Consider the following 16679-nt stretch of genomic DNA (forward strand, 5'->3'; position numbering starts at 1 on the left):
GACTCCTGAACCACGATTCCGAGGCTTTTGCGGCACAGTTTTCAATCTCTGACCCGAGTCGGGTTACGAAGCCCATGGTGCTCCTGCAGTTTTTTTGGGAAACGGTGGGCGCAACGAAGATCACGCCGGCGTGACTATATCTGGTGCTCAGCTGCTTTCACCTTACCACATATTCGTGAACGTGGCGGCGGGAACACACAAAATGTAGTTTTCCACAGGCGCTGTGGACAACATTTCGTGGTGTGGACTCGAAAAAAACCGTTGCTTCCCATGATTTCCCATGAGATACCTTTAACCACGATGAGGGACGGGACAGAGGGCGAAAACGCTCCGCACACAATCCCAAAAAAATAAACCAGAGCAGGTTCATACAGGCACCCGCCCTTCATCGTGACGACAGAATCCGGCGCGCGAGCGAGCAGAACATCCCCCCAGGTGGCGCGCGCAGCTGGACAAGCCCGTAAACGGGTCAAGGCGGCGGGTTGATCGGTGGCAGCAGATCAACCCGCCGTATTTCGTTTCAGGGGGTCGAGTAGGGACAGTGAGCCGCAGGCCAAGGTTCAGAGGCGAGAGTCGGCACAAGGTCGACGGAAAGGGCAGGGTCTCGATTCCTGCGACCTTCCGTCGTGTGCTCGAAGCCGGCGACCCGGACTGGTCGGGCGGCGAGAACCCCAATTTCGTCATGGTCTACGGCAACCCCGCCTACAACTTCATCGAATGCTACACCATCGCCGAGATCGAGCGGATCGAAGACCGCATCGACGCGATGGAGCACGGTGACGAGCGCGATGCGCTGGAAGAGATCTACTCGGCAAACGTGGTCAACGCGACGGTCGACGACACCGGCCGCATCGTCCTGCCCGCCAAGCTGCGCGAGCGCTTCGGCATCGGCAGCGAGGCGGCGCTGGTGGCCTCGCTGAACACCTTCCGCATCTGGGATGCCGAGCAGTACGATGCGCAGAAGCAGGTGCGGTCGGAGAACCTCAAGTCGGAACTCCCGCGCAACCCGCTCTCGCTGCTCGGCAAGGAGGCACAATAAATGGCACCCGCGGCGGACACATCTGACAACGCGCCGCACGTCCCGGTCCTGCTCCGGCCCCTGCTCGACGCGGTGGCGCCGGTCTCGGGGACCTGGGTCGACGGCACCTTCGGGGCGGGGGGCTACTCCCGCGGCCTGCTCGAGGCGGGCGCGGACAAGGTCATCGGCATCGACCGCGACCCGCTCGCGCATCGCATGGCGGCCGAGTGGATCGGCAGCTACGGCGGCCGGCTCGAGCTGGTCGAGGGCAACTTCGCGGACATGGACCAGTACGTGAGCGACGCCGACGGCGTGGTGCTCGACCTCGGGGTCTCGTCCATGCAACTCGACATCGCCGAGCGCGGCTTCTCGTTCCAGAAGGACGGGCCGCTCGACATGCGCATGGAACAGGCCGGCGAAAGCGCCGCCGAGCTGGTCAAGCGGCTCGACGAGACGACGCTGGCGGACGTTCTCTATACATACGGTGAGGAACGGGCCTCGCGCCGCATCGCGCGGGCCATCGTCAAGGCGCGCGAACAGGAGCCCATCGAGACCACGGCGCGGCTGAGCGCCATCGTCGAGGCCTGCCTGCCGCGCCCGAAACCGGGGCAGAGCCACCCGGCCACCCGCAGCTTCCAGGCGCTGCGCATCGCGGTCAACGACGAGTACGGCGCACTCTGGCGCGGGCTCATGGCCGCCGAGAAGGCGCTGAAGCCGGGCGGTTTTCTCTGCGTGGTGACCTTCCACTCGGTCGAGGACCGCATGGTCAAACGCTTCCTGCAGGCGCGCTCGGGCCGGCTCGGCGCGGTGAGCCGCTATGCCCCCGTGGTCGAGGCCGAGGAGCCGCAGTTCGTCACCATGACGCGCAAGGCCATCGGCCCCGACGACGACGAGCTCGCCGCCAACCCACGCTCGCGCTCGGCCCGGCTGCGCATCGGACAGCGCACCTCGGCGGATCCGGGCGACGTGTCTCCCGACACCCTGAACATGCCTCAACTGAGGGGGAAACGCTGATGCGCACCATGCTCTATGTGACCACCTTCCTTGGCCTGATCGGGCTCGCCTTCTGGGCCTATCGCGAGAACTACCAGACGCAGGCGGCGCTGGACCACGTGGCCGACCTGCACGGCGACATCGCCGATGCGCGGGCACGGCTGGCGATCCTCAAGGCGGAATGGGCCTATCTCAACCGCCCCGACCGGCTGCGCGAGCTCTCCGAGATCAACTTCGAGCGTCTGGGCCTCCTGCCGATGCGCCCGGAGCAGTTCGGCAAGGTCGACCAGGTGTCCTTCCCGCACGTGCCGCTGGTGGTGACCGACGCCATCGAGGTGACCAGCGCAAACGCCGCCGCCGACGACGAGGAGCTGTGGCCATGACCCGGACACCGCTGCGCCCGCTGGCGCGCATCCTTCAGGCCCGCAGCAACGGCGAGAACCCCGACGCCATCGAGCGCGAGAACCTGCGCATCCGCCACGAGCAGATGCGCGACAAGGCGCGCGTGCGCGCCGAGGGGCGTCTGCTGGTCATGGGCGCGATGTTCTTCTGTGCCTTCGTGGTGATCGGCGCCCGGATGGGTCTGCTCTCGGCCACCGAGCCGAGCGAGCCGCGGGCCCGGGCCACCGGTGCCTCGATCATCGCGAGCCGCGCCGACATCACCGACCGCCGCGGCCGGCTGCTGGCGACCAACATGGAGACCCACTCGCTCTACGCCCACCCGCAGCAGATGATCGAACCGCTGCGCGCGGCGAAGGAGCTGAAGGCGATCTTCCCGGATCTCGACGAAGAGCGGATGGTCAAGGATTTCACCGACGAGAAACGCAAGTTCCTCTGGGTCCGCAAGAAGATCAGCCCCGAGCAGATGCAGGCGGTGCACGAAATCGGCGAGCCCGGCCTGTTGTTCGGCCCGCGCGAGATGCGGCTCTATCCCAACGGCGCCATCGCGTCGCACATCCTCGGCGGCGCCAGCTTCGGCCGCGAGGGCGTCGACTCGGCCGAGGTGGTGGGCACCGCGGGCATCGAGAAATACTTCGACGAGGAACTCCGCGATCCCGCCCGCGAGGGCGCGCCGCTCGAGCTGTCGATCGACCTCACCATCCAGGCGGCGACCGAGCGGGTGCTCGACAGCGGCATGCGGCTGATGAACGCCAAGGGCGCGGCCTCGGTGCTGATGGACGTGCACACCGGCGAGATCCTCGCCATGGCCTCGCTGCCCGATTTCGACCCCAACGACCGGCCGCGGCCGCCGACCAGCGGCAGCCCCTCGGACAGCCCGCTCTTCAACCGCGCGGTGCAGGGCGTCTACGAGCTGGGCTCGGCCTTCAAGATCCTCGCCGCGTCGCAGGCGATGGAGCTCGGCATCGTGACGCCCGAGACCATCATCGACACCCGCCCGCCCTTCCGGGTGGGAGGCCACGCCATCGGCGAGTTCGAGGGCCACAACTACGGCCAGATCAGCGTCGAGGAAGTCATCATGAACAGCTCGAACCGGGGCACGGGCAAGATCGCCCTCGCCATCGGTACCGAGCGCCAGAAGGACTTCCTCCGCCGTCTCGGCTTCTTCGACCCGGTGCCGCTCGAGATGGTCGAGGCGCCCGGCGGGAAGCCGCTGATCCCGCAGCGCTGGACCGACCTGTCGACGGTAACCATCTCCTACGGCCACGGGCTCAGCGCCACGCCGCTGCACCTTGCGGCCGCCTATGCCGCCATCGCCAACGGTGGCCACCTGGTGAAGCCCACGCTGCTCAAGCACAAGGGTATCAGCTACGGCGACACGGTGCTGTCCGAAGAGGTCTCCGCCAACGCCCGCCACATGCTGCGCCGCGTGGTCAAGGAGGGCACCGCGAGCTTCGGCGACGTGCCCGGCTATCACGTCGGCGGCAAGACCGGCACCGCGGACAAGCCCAGGGAGAAGGGCGGCGGCTATTACAAGGACAAGACCATCACCACCTTCGCGTCGATGTTCCCGGCCGAGGCCCCGAAATACGTGCTGATCGTGACGCTGGACGAACCGGTGGAGACCTCGGGTCCGAAGCCGCGCCGCACCGCCGGCTGGACCTCCGTTCCGGTGGCCGCCGAGATGATCGGCAGGATCGCGCCGCTTCTGGGCTTGCGTCCGGATTACGATATGGGCGAAGTGACCAACGTGACGCTCGCCCGGCAGTGAAGGCCCCCGGGGGCTGCCTCCGGATCCGGGCATTCTTGGAAAGATGAAAGGGCTGCCATGAGCGGGGAAAAGACGCTCTCGGAGCTGGGCCTGACCGCGCGAGGCGGGCGCGAGGCGCGAATCTCGGGGATTTCAGTGGACAGCCGGGCGGTGATGCCGGGCCATCTCTTTGCGGCGATGCCGGGCACCAAGGTGCACGGCGCGCGCTTCGTAGATGCGGCGCTGTCGCAGGGTGCAGCGGCGGTGCTGACCGACGCCGAGGGCGCGCAGATCGCGGCCGAGGCGCTGGCAGGCAGCGAGGTCGCGCTGGTGATCGCGGCCGATCCGCGGCAGGCGCTTGCCTTTGCCTGCGCGCTGTTCTTCGGCGCCCAGCCCGCCACCATGATCGCGGTGACCGGTACCAACGGCAAGACCAGCGTGGCGACCTTTGTCCGCCGCCTCTGGCAGGAGATGGGCTTCCGCGCCGTGAACCTCGGCACCACCGGGATCGAGGGCGACTGGCAGGCGCCGCTGCGCCACACCACGCCGGACCCGATCACCCTGCACAAGGCGCTGGCCGAGGCCGCGCTTGCCGGTGTCGAGCATGCCGCGATGGAGGCCTCCTCGCACGGGCTCGACCAGCGGCGGCTCGACGGGGTGCAGCTGCGGGCCGCGGGCTTTACCAACTTCAGCCAGGATCATCTCGATTACCACGCTGATTTCGAAGAGTATTTCGCCGCCAAGGCGGGGCTCTTCGCGCGCGTCCTCCCCGAGGAGGGCACCGCCGTGGTGAACATCGACGACGCCCGCGGCATCGACATGCTCGCCATCGCCAAGGCGCGCGGGCAGGAGACGCTGACCGTGGGCGACTCCCTGGGCGCCGACCTGCGCCTGCTGGGCCAGCGCTTCGACGCCACCGGGCAGGAGCTGAGGCTGTCGTGGCACGGCGTGGTCGAACAGCTCCGCCTCAACCTCATCGGCGGCTTCCAGGGCCAGAACGCGCTGCTCGCGGCGGGGCTCGTCATCGCCTGCGGGGCCGAAGCCGAGGACGTGTTCCGTGCGCTGCCGAAGCTCGACACGGTGCGGGGCCGGATGCAGCTGGCCGCCACCCGCGACAGCGGCGCCGCGGTCTATGTCGATTTCGCCCACACGCCCGACGCGGTCTCGACCGCGATCAAGGCGCTGCGCCCGCATGTCATGGGCCGCCTCGTCGCCATCATTGGCGCGGGCGGCGACCGTGATGCCGGCAAGCGCCCGCTGATGGGGGCAGCCGCCGCCGAGCACGCGGACGTGGTCATCGTGACCGACGACAACCCGCGCTCCGAGGACCCCGCCGCGATCCGGCTTCAGGTACTTGGGGGCGCGCCCGAGGCCATCGAGGTCGGCGACCGGGCCGAGGCGATCCTGCGCGGCGTCGACATGCTGCAGCCGGGCGATGCGCTGCTGGTCTGCGGCAAGGGCCATGAGACCGGCCAGATCGTCGGCGACACGGTCTATCCCTTCGACGACGTGGAACAGGCGAGCGTCGCCGTGGCCGCGCTGGACGGGAGGGGGCTGTGACGCTCTGGACGGCGCAGGAGGCCGCTGCCGCAACCGGCGGGCAGGTGGCCGGGGACTGGGACGCGACCGGCGTCTCCATCGACACGCGGACCATCGCGCCGGGGGATCTCTTCGTGGCGCTCAGGGCAGCCCGAGACGGTCACGATTTCGTGGCGCAGGCGCTCGAGAAGGGGGCCGCCGCCGCGCTGGTGAGCCACGTCCCCGAGGGTGTGGACCCGGCAAGGCTGCTGGTCGTGGACGACGTCCAGACCGGGCTGGAGAAGCTGGGCATTGCCGCGCGCGACCGCTGCCGGGCTCAGGTGGTGGCGGTGACCGGCTCCGTCGGCAAGACCTCGACCAAGGAGATGCTGCGCTGCGTGCTGGGCGCGCAGGGTAAGGTGCACGCCGCCGAGAAGAGCTACAACAACCACTGGGGCGTGCCGCTGACGCTGGCGCGGATGCCCGCGGACGTGGATTTCGCGGTCATCGAGATCGGCATGAACCACCCCGGCGAGATCGCGCCGCTGTCGCGCATGGCCCGACCGCACGTGGCGATGGTGACCATCGTGGCACCCGCGCATCTTGCCGCCTTCGAGAGCCTCGAGGGCATCGCCCGCGAGAAGGGCGCCATCTTCGAGGGGCTCGAGCCGGGCGGCACGGCGGTAATCAACGGCGACCTGCCGGTGAGCCCGATCCTGCGCGAGCTGGCCCAAGCGCGCGCCGCGCATGTGATCGACTTCGGCGAGGCCGCGGGCAATCACCACCGGGTCACCGAGGTCACCATCTGCGACGCGGCCACCGTTGCGCAGGGCCGGGCGTGGCGCTCGAACTTGCTTTACAAGGTTGCGGTGCCGGGGCGGCATTTCGCGGTGAACGGCATGGGCGTGCTCGCCGTGGCGCATGCGCTGGGGCTCGACCGGGCGCTGGCGGTGACGGCGCTGGGGCAATGGCAGCCCGGGGCGGGGCGCGGGCTGCGCGAGGTCGTGCTGCTCGACCCGGTCGAGACCCAGCTGACGCTCGAGCTGATCGACGATGCCTACAACGCCAACCCGGCCTCGCTGGGCGCCTCGCTCGAGGTGCTGGCCGCCGCCGAGCCCCGCGACGGGTTGGGCCGTGTCACCCATGGCCGGCGCATCGCCTATGTCGGCGACATGAAGGAGCTGGGCGAGGGCGAGGTCGCGATGCACCGCGCGCTGGCCGGACACCCTTCTATGGCCAAGATCGACGTGGTGCATTGCGTGGGGCCGCTGATGCGCGAGCTCTGGACTGCGCTGCCCTACGAGAAGCGCGGCCACTGGACCGAAGACTCGCGCGCCATGGCCGCCCGGGTCCGGCATGATCTCGATGCCGGCGACGTGGTGCTGGTGAAGGGATCGCTGTCGATGGCGCTCTCGCGCGTGGTTGACGCGATCCGCAAAATGGGACAGACGCCGGCGGGCGGCAACGGGTGAGAAGGGAAAAACCATGCTCTACTGGCTGACCGGACTCAGCGATGGCGGGGATTTGTTCAACCTTTTCCGCTACATCACCTTTCGTGCGGGCGGGGCGTTCCTGACCGCGCTGGTCTTCGGGTTCCTCTTCGGGCAACCGCTCATCAACGTCCTGCGCAAGCGTCAGGGCAAGGGCCAGCCGATCCGCGACGACGGCCCCGAGGGGCATTTCGTCAAGGCCGGCACGCCGACCATGGGCGGGCTGCTGATCGTGGGCGCGCTGCTGACCTCGACGCTGCTCTGGGCGCGGCTCGACAACGCCTTCGTGTGGATGGTGCTCTTCGTGACCATCAGCTACGCGGCGATCGGCTTTGCCGACGACTACGCCAAGGTGAAGAAGCAGAACACCGCGGGCGTCTCGGGCAAGGTCCGGCTGCTGCTGGGCTTCCTGATCGCGGGCATCGCGGGCGCCTGGGCGGCGTATTTCCATCCGGCGGAGCTGACGGGCCAGCTGGCGTTCCCGGTGTTCAAGGACGCGCTCCTCAACCTCGGGATCTTCTTCGTGCCCTTCTCGATGATCGTGATCGTGGGCGCGGCCAACGCGGTAAACTTGACCGACGGGCTCGACGGGCTCGCCATCATGCCGGTGATGATCGCCGGCGGCGCGCTCGGGATCATCGCCTACGCGGTGGGCCGCACCGACTTCACCGAGTATCTCGACGTGCACTACGTGCCAGGGACGGGGGAGATCTTCATCTTCACCGCGGCCCTCATCGGCGGCGGGCTCGGCTTCCTGTGGTACAACGCACCGCCCGCGGCGGTGTTCATGGGCGACACCGGCTCGCTGGCCCTCGGCGGCGCGCTGGGGGCAATCGCGGTGGCAACCAAGCACGAGATCGTGCTGGCCATCGTCGGCGGCCTGTTCGTGGTCGAGGCGCTCTCGGTGATCATACAGGTGCTCTACTTCAAGCGCACCGGCAAGCGCGTGTTCCTGATGGCGCCGATCCACCACCACTACGAGAAGAAGGGCTGGGCCGAGCCGCAGATCGTCATCCGCTTCTGGATCATCTCGCTGATCCTCGCGCTGATCGGCCTCGCCACGCTCAAGGTGCGCTGACCACGCGGCGCGGCGTGACGGCCGCACAGGTCAAGTCGCCCTTGCGGGCTCCACGCCTCTGGCCGGCATGACGCCCCATGATCAGGCGTTGCGCCGGTGGAGCGGGCAGGCTGCCTCCGGCGGGAGTTTGTCGGGCAAGATGAAGCATGGGCGCGGCGCCGCTCCTTCATCTTGCCCGATAAACTCCGGGGGGCCCGAAGGGCGGGGGCAGCGCCCCCTCCGGCGGTTGTCTCATGTCCAGGTCGCGTTCGGACGCGCTCTGGCATCCACGGGCGGGCTGCGCTAGCCCTTTGGGCGCAAGATCAGGAGACTGCGCATGATTCCGGTTCAGGGTTTCGAAGGACGGGTGGTTGCGGTGCTGGGGCTCGGACGCTCGGGCCTCTCGGCTGCGCGGGCGCTGCGCGAGGGTGGGGCGGTGGCGCTGTGCTGGGACGACAACCCCGCCGCGCGCGAGGCGGCCGCGGCCGAGGGCTTCGAGCTGCGCGAGCTGGCGCGGGCGGGGGGCTTCGACGGCGTCGACCGGCTCGTGGTCTCGCCCGGGATCCCGCATCTCTACCCGGCGCCCAACGCCGTCGTGGCCGCCGCCTGGGACGCGGGCGTTCCGGTCGACAACGACATCGGTCTCTTCTTCCGCTCGCTGGGGCAGGGGGAGTGGGACATGTTCGACACCCCGCCGCGGGTGGTCGCCGTGACCGGCTCCAACGGCAAGTCCACCACCTCGGCGCTGATCCATCACATCCTGACCAGCTCGGGGCGCGACAGCCAGCTTGCCGGCAACATCGGGCGTGGCGTGCTGGACATCGACCCTCCGGGCGATGGCGGCGTGGTGGTTCTGGAGCTCTCGAGCTACCAGACCGATCTCGCCCGCGCCCTGACCCCGGACGTGGCGGTGTTCACCAATCTCTCGCCCGACCACCTCGACCGCCACGGCGGCATGGGCGGCTACTTCGCCGCCAAGCGACGCCTGTTCTCCGAGGGCGGGCCGGACCGCTGCGTGATCGGCGTGGACGAGGCAGAGGGGCGCTACCTCGCAAACCAGATGTCCGAGGGCGCGGCGGATGACCGGGTGATCCGGGTCTCCTCCGGCACCAAGCTCTCCGGGCCGGGCTGGGATGTCTTCGCCCGTAAGGGCTTCCTCACCGAGTGGCGCAAGGGGCGGCAGGTGGCTTCCATCGACCTGCGCCAGGTGCGCGGGCTGCCGGGTGCGCACAACCACCAGAACGCCTGTGCCGCCTATGCCGCGGCCCGGGCGCTCGGGGTGGCGCCACGGGTGGTCGAGGCGGCGTTTATGTCCTTCGAGGGGCTGCCGCACCGCAGCCAGATCGTCGCCGAGGCGGGCGGCGTGGCCTATGTCAACGACAGCAAGGCCACCAACGTGGACGCGGCGCTGAAGGCCTTGCAGGCCTTCCCGAAGGTCCGCTGGATCTGTGGTGGCCTGATGAAGGAGGGCGGGCTCGGAGGGCTCGCGCCAGGCTTCCCGAACGTGGTGAAGGCCTATGTCATCGGCCGCGAGGCGGCGGGCTTCGCGCTTGGCCTGCCGGGCGTCGAGGCCGAGGTCTGCACCGACATGGAGACCGCGGTGACCCGCGCCATCGCCGAGGCGCAGCCGGGCGAGGTGGTGCTTCTGGCGCCAGCGGCGGCGAGCTTCGACCAGTACGACAATTTCGAGCAGCGCGGCGACGATTTTGCCGCGAAGGTGCGCGCCGGGCTGGGGGGCTGAGGCCCTCTGCCCGTGCGGACATCGGAAAGCCGGGCGCGGGGCGCTCAGCCCCGGCGCTGTTGCCGCAGCGGGGGCAGCAGACCCTTGCGCAGCGCATCGGCATGCACGACGCCAAGCTGGGCCGGGATCTCGGGCAGCTTCAGGATCTGCGCGATGGCGAGCCGGTGCATGCCGCCGCTGGCGCGCAGGGGGCGGCCGTCGCGGTCGATGTGCACGAGGATCCCGCCGTGCTCGCGGCGGAAGTAATCCGGCAGTTCGGCCTGCGTCAGCAGGCGCCCGCGCCGCGCGGTTTCCTCGAAGATGCGGTCGAGCGCCTCGTAGCGGTGCTCGACGTCCTCGCGGCTGTTGCAGCCGTCCGGCCGCTTGCCCTCGGCGACCTCGCGCAGCATGCGGTCGAAGAGCGGCGTCTCCTCCCAGGGCAGGCCGTCCACGTAGTGCATCCGGGCGCTCACCGACTTGATGGTCTCGTCAAAGCGCGAGCGGTGGGTGTCCCAGTCGCCGCCCAGCACCATGCCGCTGTGGTTGCGCCGCAGCGCGCGGCCGGTCAGGCGGCGGTCGTAGGAATCGGTGATGTCGCAGGGATCGAGGTAGATGCACTCATCCGAGCGCGGGGCGTCGGCGCCGTAGCGCAACTGGTTCCACAGATCGCGCAGCGCCTTCCGCGGCACCTGCGCGCGGATGTCCCGCACCCAGTTGGCGGGATGCAGCGTGGGGCTGTCGGCAAAGGCCATCTGTTTCGTCTCCGTGACGCCTGGATGACGAAGGTGTAACGACTCGGTTGCGAATTCAAGTCCCGCCGCGCCGGGCGGCGATCGCCCGCCCGCACGCGACACCCGAAGACCACGCCCACTGGAAGTTGTAGCCGCCGAGCCAGCCCGTCACGTCCACCGCCTCGCCGATGGCGAAGAGCCCGGGCAGGGCCCTGGCCTCGAAGGTCTTGGACGAGAGCTCCGCGGTGTCGATGCCGCCGAGCGTGACCTCGGCGGTGCGCCAGCCCTCGGTGCCCTGGGGCCGCAGCTCCCAGCCGTGCAGCGCATCAGCGAGCGCCAGAAGGCGCCGGTCGGGCAGGTCCGCGAGGTTGCCCGAAAGCCCGAACGTCTCGCCGAGATGGGTGAGGAGCTTCGACGGCAGCCACTGGCCGAGCACGGTCGACAGCGCGCGGCGCCCTGCCGTGGCCCGGGCGTCGCGCAGCGCCTCGGCGAGATCCCGCGCGGGCGAGAGGTCGACCAGGATCGGCTCGCCCTCGCGCCAGTAGCTCGAGACCTGCAGCATGGCGGGGCCCGAGAGCCCGCGGTGGGTGAAGAGCATGGCTTCGTCGAAGCTGGCGCCGTCCGCGCTGGCGCGCACCGGCAGCGACAGGCCCGAGAGCGCGGCGAAGCGCCCCTCCGGGAAGGTGAAGGGCACGAGGCCCGCGCGCGTCGGCACGATGGCCAGCCCGAACTGTGTGGCGATGTCGTAGGCGAGGCCGGTCGCGCCCATCTTGGGGATCGACTTGCCGCCGGTGGCCAGCACGAGGTTGCGCGCCGAGACCTCGCGCGGGGCCCCCTCTCGCGTCAGCCGCGCCACGAACCGCTCGCCGTCGTGGCTCAGCTCGGTGAGGGACGTGCCGAGCCAGAGCTCGGCCCCCGCCGCCTCCATCTCGCGCATCAGCATGGCGACGATCTGCGTGGCCTTGCCGTCGCAGAACAGCTGGCCCAGCGTCTTCTCGTGCCAGGCGATGCCGTGGCGCCCGACGAGGTCGAGAAAGTCCCATTGGGTGTAGCGCGCCAGCGCCGACTTGGCGAAATGCGGGTTGCCGGACAGGAAACAGCCGGGCTCGACGCCGAGGTTGGTGAAGTTGCAGCGGCCGCCGCCCGAGATCCGGATCTTCTCGCCCGGCGCGCGGGCATGGTCCACCACCAGCGTGCCGGGGCCTGTATGGGCGGCACACATCATGCCGGCGGCACCGGCTCCGAGGATCAGCGTCTCGACCTGCATTCCCGCTCAGGACCACGAAGCGGCGCGCGACGCAAGTCCCGCCTTTGCCCGATCCCCGCGCCCGGGCCCTGTCGTTCGGCATGCCTCCGGCGGGGATATTTGATGCCATTGGAAGACAGGGCGCCGCGCCCGGGTTTCCAATGGCCCAAAATATCCCGGGGGAGTCTCCGTGAGGAGACGGGGGCAGCGCCCCCTCTGCGGCCGGGACAGGGCGCACGGCAGCCTTCCCAAAGCCCCTGCGCTTTGCTACCGTTGCGGCAACGACCCGGAAAATCCGGGCATCCACAGGCAAAGCGGTCGCGATGCGGCCCACACGAGCGGTGATCCCATGACGGAAATGGTTTACGGCACGGTTTCCGTGCGCGACGGAGAACCCGTCCTGCCCAAATGGTGGCGGACGGTCGACAGGTGGGCGTTGTCCTGCATCCTGATGCTGTTCGGCATCGGCATCCTGCTCGGGCTCGCCGCATCGCCGCCGCTGGCCGAGCGCAACGGCTTCGCGCATTTCCACTACGTGCAGCGGCAGGCCTTCTTCGGCGGGTTGGCGCTCACCGCCATGTTCATCACCTCCATGCTCTCGCCCACGGTGGTGCGGCGGCTGGCGGTGATCGGCTTCCTCGTCTCCTTCATCTCGCTGATGGGGCTGCCCTTCCTCGGCACGGACTTCGGCAAGGGCGCGGTACGCTGGTACTCGCTGGGCTTCGCCTCGCTGCAGCCGTCGGAATTCCTCAAGCCCATGTTCGTCATCGTGGCGGCCTGGATGATGGCCGCGAGCCAGGAGATCGGGGGGCCCCCGGGCAAGCTCTGGTCCTTCGGCCTGACGGTGAGCATCGTGCTGATGCTGGCGCTGCAGCCGGACTTCGGGCAGGCCTGCCTCGTGCTCTTCGGCTGGGGCGTGATGTGGTTCGTGGCCGGTGCGCCGATGCTGCTGCTCGTGGCGCTGGCCGGGCTCGTGGTGCTGGGCGGCATGGTCGCCTACAACGGCTCCGAGCACTTCGCCCGCCGCATCGACGGCTTCCTGACCCCGGACGTGGACCCGCGCACCCAGCTCGGCTATGCCACCAACGCCATCCAGGAGGGCGGCTTCTTCGGCGTCGGCGTCGGCGAGGGCACGGTGAAATGGTCGCTGCCCGACGCCCATACCGATTTCATCATCGCGGTCGCGGCCGAGGAATACGGGCTGGTCCTCGTGCTGCTGATCATCGCGCTCTACACGGTTGTGGTCGTGCGCTCGTTCCTGCGGCTGATCCGCGAGCGCGATCCCTTCATCCGCCTCGCCGGCACCGGCCTTGCCGCCATGTTCGGCGTGCAGGCGATGATCAACATGGGCGTGGCGGTGCGGCTGCTGCCGGCCAAGGGCATGACGCTGCCCTTCGTGAGCTACGGCGGCTCGTCGCTGATCGCGGGCGGCATCGCCGTCGGCATGCTGCTGGCCTTCACCCGCTCGCGCCCGCAGGGCGAGATCGGCGAAATCCTGCGCGCACGGTCGCGCTGACGGCCGCCGCCGTCCCATCAGGGTTCACGCCCCGGGGCGGCTGCGATAAGGAGCCCCGATCCGGCGGGGCGGCAGGCGCCGCTGCCGCCGGAAGAGGCAGAACACCGCGCATCGCCGCGACCGCTTGGTCGGGCGGGAAGCGCAGCGACAGAACCGGGCCGGAACGGTCCGGACAGGGCAGGAAGGGAGATTACGGGGTATGGCAGAACGGTTTCGGCGCCCCCTTCTTGTCATCGCCGCCGGCGGCACCGGCGGGCACATGTTCCCGGCGCAGGCGCTGGCGGAAATCATGCTGCGGCGCGGCTGGCGGGTGAAGCTCTCGACAGACGCGCGCGGCGCCCGCTACACCGGCGGCTTCCCGCACAGTACCGAGATCGAGCAGGTGAACTCGGCCACCTTCGCCCGTGGCGGTGCGCTGGCCAAGCTCGGGGTGCCGTTCCGCGTGGCCTCGGGCGTGCTCTCGACCATGCGGCGCTTCCGCAGGGACCGGCCCGACGTGGTGGTGGGCTTCGGCGGCTACCCGTCGATCCCGGCGCTCGGGGCCGCGACGCTGATGAAGCTGCCGCGCATGATCCACGAACAGAACGGCGTGCCCGGCAAGGTCAACGAGATCTTCGCCAGGAAGGTCGATCTCTTCGCCTGCGGCACCTGGCCCACCACGCTGCCCGAAGGTGTCGAGGGCGTGCACACCGGCAATCCGGTGCGCATGGCGGTGCAGGAGCGGGCGGGCGCGGGCTACATCGTGCCCGGCGATTACCCGATGTCGATCCTCGTGATCGGCGGCAGCCAGGGCGCGCGCATCCTCTCGGACGTGGTGCCGCCCGCCATCGAGCGCATGCCCATGGACATCCTGCGCAACCTCCGGATCTCGCAGCAGGCGCGCGACGAGGATGGCGAACGCGTCACCAAGTACTACTATGAGCATGGGATCGACGCGGAGGTGCAGCCGTTCTTCCACGACATCCCCGCACGTATGTCCGAGGCGCAGCTGGTGATCTCGCGCTCGGGGGCGTCGTCGGTCGCGGATATCTCGGTGATCGGGCGTCCGTCTATCCTGATCCCCTACGCGGTGGCGGCGGGGGACCACCAGACGGTGAACGCGCAGGGGCTGGTGGACGCGGGCGCGGCCATCCGCATCCCCGAGAGCAAGCTCACCGTCGAGAGCCTCTCCGAGGCGATCCTTGCGGTGCTCGCCAACCCCGACGGTGCGCTGCAGATGTCGCGGGGGGCGCTGTCGGTGGCCAAGCCCGACGCGGCCGAGCACCTCGCGTGGCTGGTCGAGCGGCTGGCGGGCATGGAAGAAGACCAACAACAACAGGCAGCAGAGGACGGGCAGGGATGAAACACGAGAAAGTCGCAGGGGGCATGATGAACGCCGCAACCAAACTTCCCGGTGATGTCGGCCCGATCCACTTCGTCGGCATCGGCGGCATCGGCATGTCGGGCATCGCCGAAGTGCTGCTCAACCACGGCTACACTGTGCAGGGCTCGGACCTGAAGGCGTCGAAGATCACCGAGCGGCTCGAAGGCCTCGGCGCGCTGGTCTTCGAGGGCCAGCGGGCGGAGAACCTCGAGAACGCCGAGGTGGTGGTGATCTCGTCCGCGATCAAGCCGGGCAATCCCGAGCTCGACGAGGCGCGGCGCCGCGGCCTGCCGGTGGTGCGCCGGGCCGAGATGCTGGCCGAGCTGATGCGGCTCAAGTCCAACGTCGCCGTCGCCGGCACCCACGGCAAGACCACGACCACCACCATGGTGGCAACGCTTCTGGATGCGGGGCAGCTCGATCCGACGGTCATCAACGGCGGCATCATCCACGCCTACGGCTCGAACGCCCGCGTGGGGCTCGGCGAGTGGATGGTGGTCGAGGCCGATGAGAGCGACGGCACCTTCAACCGCCTGCCCGCGACCATCGCCATCGTCACCAACATCGATCCCGAGCACATGGAGCACTGGGGCTCGATCGAGAACCTGCGCGACGGGTTCTACCAGTTCGTGTCGAACATCCCCTTCTACGGCCTCGCGGTGTGCTGCACCGACCATGCCGAGGTGCAGGCGCTGGTGGGCCGGGTGACCGACCGCCGGGTGACCACCTACGGCTTCAACGCGCAGGCGGACGTGCGGGCGGTGAACCTGCGCTACGAGAAGGGCATCGCCCATTTCGACATCCTGCTGCAGGCCGAGGACATGAAGATCGAGGGCTGCACCCTGCCGATGCCGGGCGATCACAACGTCTCGAACGCGCTGGCCGCCGTGGCCGTGGCGCGGCATCTCGGCATGAAGCGCGAGGAGATCCGCCTGGCGCTGGCGGCCTTCGGTGGCGTGAACCGGCGCTTCACCCGCGTGGGCGAGGTGAACGGGGTCACCATCATCGACGATTACGGCCACCACCCGGTGGAGATCGCGGCGGTGCTCAAGGCCGCGCGGCAGGCCACCGAGGGCCGCGTCATCGCGGTGCACCAGCCGCACCGCTATTCGCGGCTGCACTCGCTGTTCGACGATTTCTGCGCCTGCTTCAACGAGGCCGACGTGGTCGCCATCGCCGAGGTCTACGCCGCGGGCGAGGCGCCGATCGAGGGCGCGACCCGCGATGATCTCGTCGCCGGGCTGATCCGCCACGGCCACCGCCACGCCCGCGCGATCCTGAACGAGGACGATCTCGAGCGGCTGGTGCGCGAGCAGGCGCGGCCGGGCGACATGGTGGTCTGCCTTGGCGCGGGCACCATCTCGGCCTGGGCCAACAACCTGCCGGCGCGGCTTCAGGGCTGAGACCGGCCATGGGTCGGTGCCCTGCGCGGCGGGGGAGGGCGGGCCGGTGACGGCCTCGCTCTTTGCCGCCGGCCTCCGGACCGTGGTGGCAAACCTTCCGGCGATGCTGCCCGCGAAGGACGACCACTGGCGCCGCGCCTGGGGGCCGATCGCCTGCGGGCTGCCGATTCTCGGCTGGGTGGTCCTGGAGGACGGCCCGTGGGTCGGGCTGATCGTGCTGTTCGCGGGCATGAGCGTGCTGCGCTGGCCGGTGCGCGGGCTTCGCGCGCAGTTTGGGCGCGGGGTGTGAGGCGGGGCTTTCCGGACCGGTCGCCGGCGTGGCGATGAGGGCGCAAGCGGGGGCGCTGCCCCCGTCCGCGTGCCGCGGACTCCCCCGGAGTTTATCTGGCAAGATGAAGTTGGGGCGTGCCGCGCCGCCCGGGCGTGCCGTGACGCGGCGGGGTCCGGTCGGCGGGGGTTTACGCCGCGGTGGCGA

Annotated in this window: 14 protein-coding genes; 12 read left to right on the plus strand and 2 right to left on the minus strand. The window is 69.5% G+C overall.

From position 1 onward, the window contains the following. The first annotated feature begins 628 nt into the window (after nt 1-628). The 8 genes from BLQ77_RS06510 (at nt 629) to murD (ending at nt 9966) form a co-directional block, all read left to right on the plus strand. Complete coding sequence (locus BLQ77_RS06510) at nt 629-1039, plus strand: division/cell wall cluster transcriptional repressor MraZ (protein ID WP_089956914.1); 411 nt, start codon at nt 629-631, stop codon at nt 1037-1039. After that, nucleotides 1040-2032, plus strand: coding sequence for a 16S rRNA (cytosine(1402)-N(4))-methyltransferase RsmH (gene rsmH, locus BLQ77_RS06515; protein ID WP_089956917.1), 993 nt, complete (start codon nt 1040-1042; stop codon nt 2030-2032). After that, nucleotides 2032-2394 carry a cell division protein FtsL gene (gene ftsL / locus BLQ77_RS06520; RefSeq protein WP_008885697.1) on the plus strand — a complete coding sequence of 121 codons (363 nt, stop codon included), beginning with the start codon at nt 2032-2034 and terminating at the stop codon, nt 2392-2394. Before rsmH ends, ftsL begins: the two co-directional genes overlap by 1 nt. Continuing rightward, nucleotides 2391-4181 (plus strand): peptidoglycan D,D-transpeptidase FtsI family protein, encoded by a 1791-nt coding sequence (locus BLQ77_RS06525; RefSeq protein WP_008883684.1) that lies wholly within the window; start codon nt 2391-2393, stop codon nt 4179-4181. Before ftsL ends, BLQ77_RS06525 begins: the two co-directional genes overlap by 4 nt. A 57-nt stretch (nt 4182-4238) precedes the next feature. After that, nucleotides 4239-5720 carry a UDP-N-acetylmuramoyl-L-alanyl-D-glutamate--2,6-diaminopimelate ligase gene (locus tag BLQ77_RS06530; protein ID WP_089956920.1) on the plus strand — a complete coding sequence of 494 codons (1482 nt, stop codon included), beginning with the start codon at nt 4239-4241 and terminating at the stop codon, nt 5718-5720. After that, nucleotides 5717-7150, plus strand: coding sequence for a UDP-N-acetylmuramoyl-tripeptide--D-alanyl-D-alanine ligase (locus tag BLQ77_RS06535; RefSeq protein ID WP_089956922.1), 1434 nt, complete (start codon nt 5717-5719; stop codon nt 7148-7150). The genes BLQ77_RS06530 and BLQ77_RS06535 overlap by 4 nt, the downstream gene beginning before the upstream one ends. A gap of 13 nt (nt 7151-7163) precedes the next feature. Next, entirely contained in the window at nt 7164-8246 is a 1083-nt protein-coding gene (gene mraY, locus BLQ77_RS06540) for a phospho-N-acetylmuramoyl-pentapeptide-transferase (RefSeq protein ID WP_089956925.1), read from the plus strand. 316 nt (nt 8247-8562) lie between these two features. After that, the gene (gene murD, locus BLQ77_RS06545) at nt 8563-9966 is read left to right on the plus strand and encodes a UDP-N-acetylmuramoyl-L-alanine--D-glutamate ligase (RefSeq protein WP_089956928.1); all 1404 of its coding nucleotides are present in this window, start codon (nt 8563-8565) and stop codon (nt 9964-9966) included. A gap of 44 nt (nt 9967-10010) precedes the next feature. Here murD and BLQ77_RS06550 read toward each other — a convergent pair whose 3' ends face one another. Together BLQ77_RS06550 and BLQ77_RS06555 are read right to left on the minus strand one after the other, a co-directional pair. Continuing rightward, nucleotides 10011-10697: a hypothetical protein gene (locus BLQ77_RS06550; protein ID WP_089956933.1), complete on the minus strand. Its 687-nt coding sequence runs from the start codon at nt 10695-10697 to the stop codon at nt 10011-10013. Nucleotides 10698-10752: 55 nt separating this feature from the next. After that, nucleotides 10753-11943: a BaiN/RdsA family NAD(P)/FAD-dependent oxidoreductase gene (locus tag BLQ77_RS06555; protein ID WP_089956936.1), complete on the minus strand. Its 1191-nt coding sequence runs from the start codon at nt 11941-11943 to the stop codon at nt 10753-10755. A gap of 328 nt (nt 11944-12271) precedes the next feature. On the opposite strand from BLQ77_RS06555, the gene ftsW reads away from it, so the two are divergent. From ftsW to BLQ77_RS06575, 4 genes are all read left to right on the plus strand, one after another. Continuing rightward, nucleotides 12272-13438 (plus strand): putative lipid II flippase FtsW, encoded by a 1167-nt coding sequence (gene ftsW / locus BLQ77_RS06560; RefSeq protein ID WP_008884345.1) that lies wholly within the window; start codon nt 12272-12274, stop codon nt 13436-13438. A gap of 199 nt (nt 13439-13637) precedes the next feature. Next, the gene (locus tag BLQ77_RS06565) at nt 13638-14780 is read left to right on the plus strand and encodes a UDP-N-acetylglucosamine--N-acetylmuramyl-(pentapeptide) pyrophosphoryl-undecaprenol N-acetylglucosamine transferase (RefSeq protein WP_089956939.1); all 1143 of its coding nucleotides are present in this window, start codon (nt 13638-13640) and stop codon (nt 14778-14780) included. 26 nt (nt 14781-14806) lie between these two features. Continuing rightward, nucleotides 14807-16204 carry a UDP-N-acetylmuramate--L-alanine ligase gene (gene murC, locus BLQ77_RS06570; protein WP_040384461.1) on the plus strand — a complete coding sequence of 466 codons (1398 nt, stop codon included), beginning with the start codon at nt 14807-14809 and terminating at the stop codon, nt 16202-16204. 46 nt (nt 16205-16250) lie between these two features. Continuing rightward, nucleotides 16251-16493: a DUF2484 family protein gene (locus tag BLQ77_RS06575; protein ID WP_089956943.1), complete on the plus strand. Its 243-nt coding sequence runs from the start codon at nt 16251-16253 to the stop codon at nt 16491-16493. Nucleotides 16494-16679: the final 186 nt, after the last annotated feature.

Origin of the sequence: Salipiger thiooxidans, assembly GCF_900102075.1 — a bacterium.
GTDB classification, from domain to species: Bacteria; Pseudomonadota; Alphaproteobacteria; order Rhodobacterales; family Rhodobacteraceae; genus Salipiger; species Salipiger thiooxidans.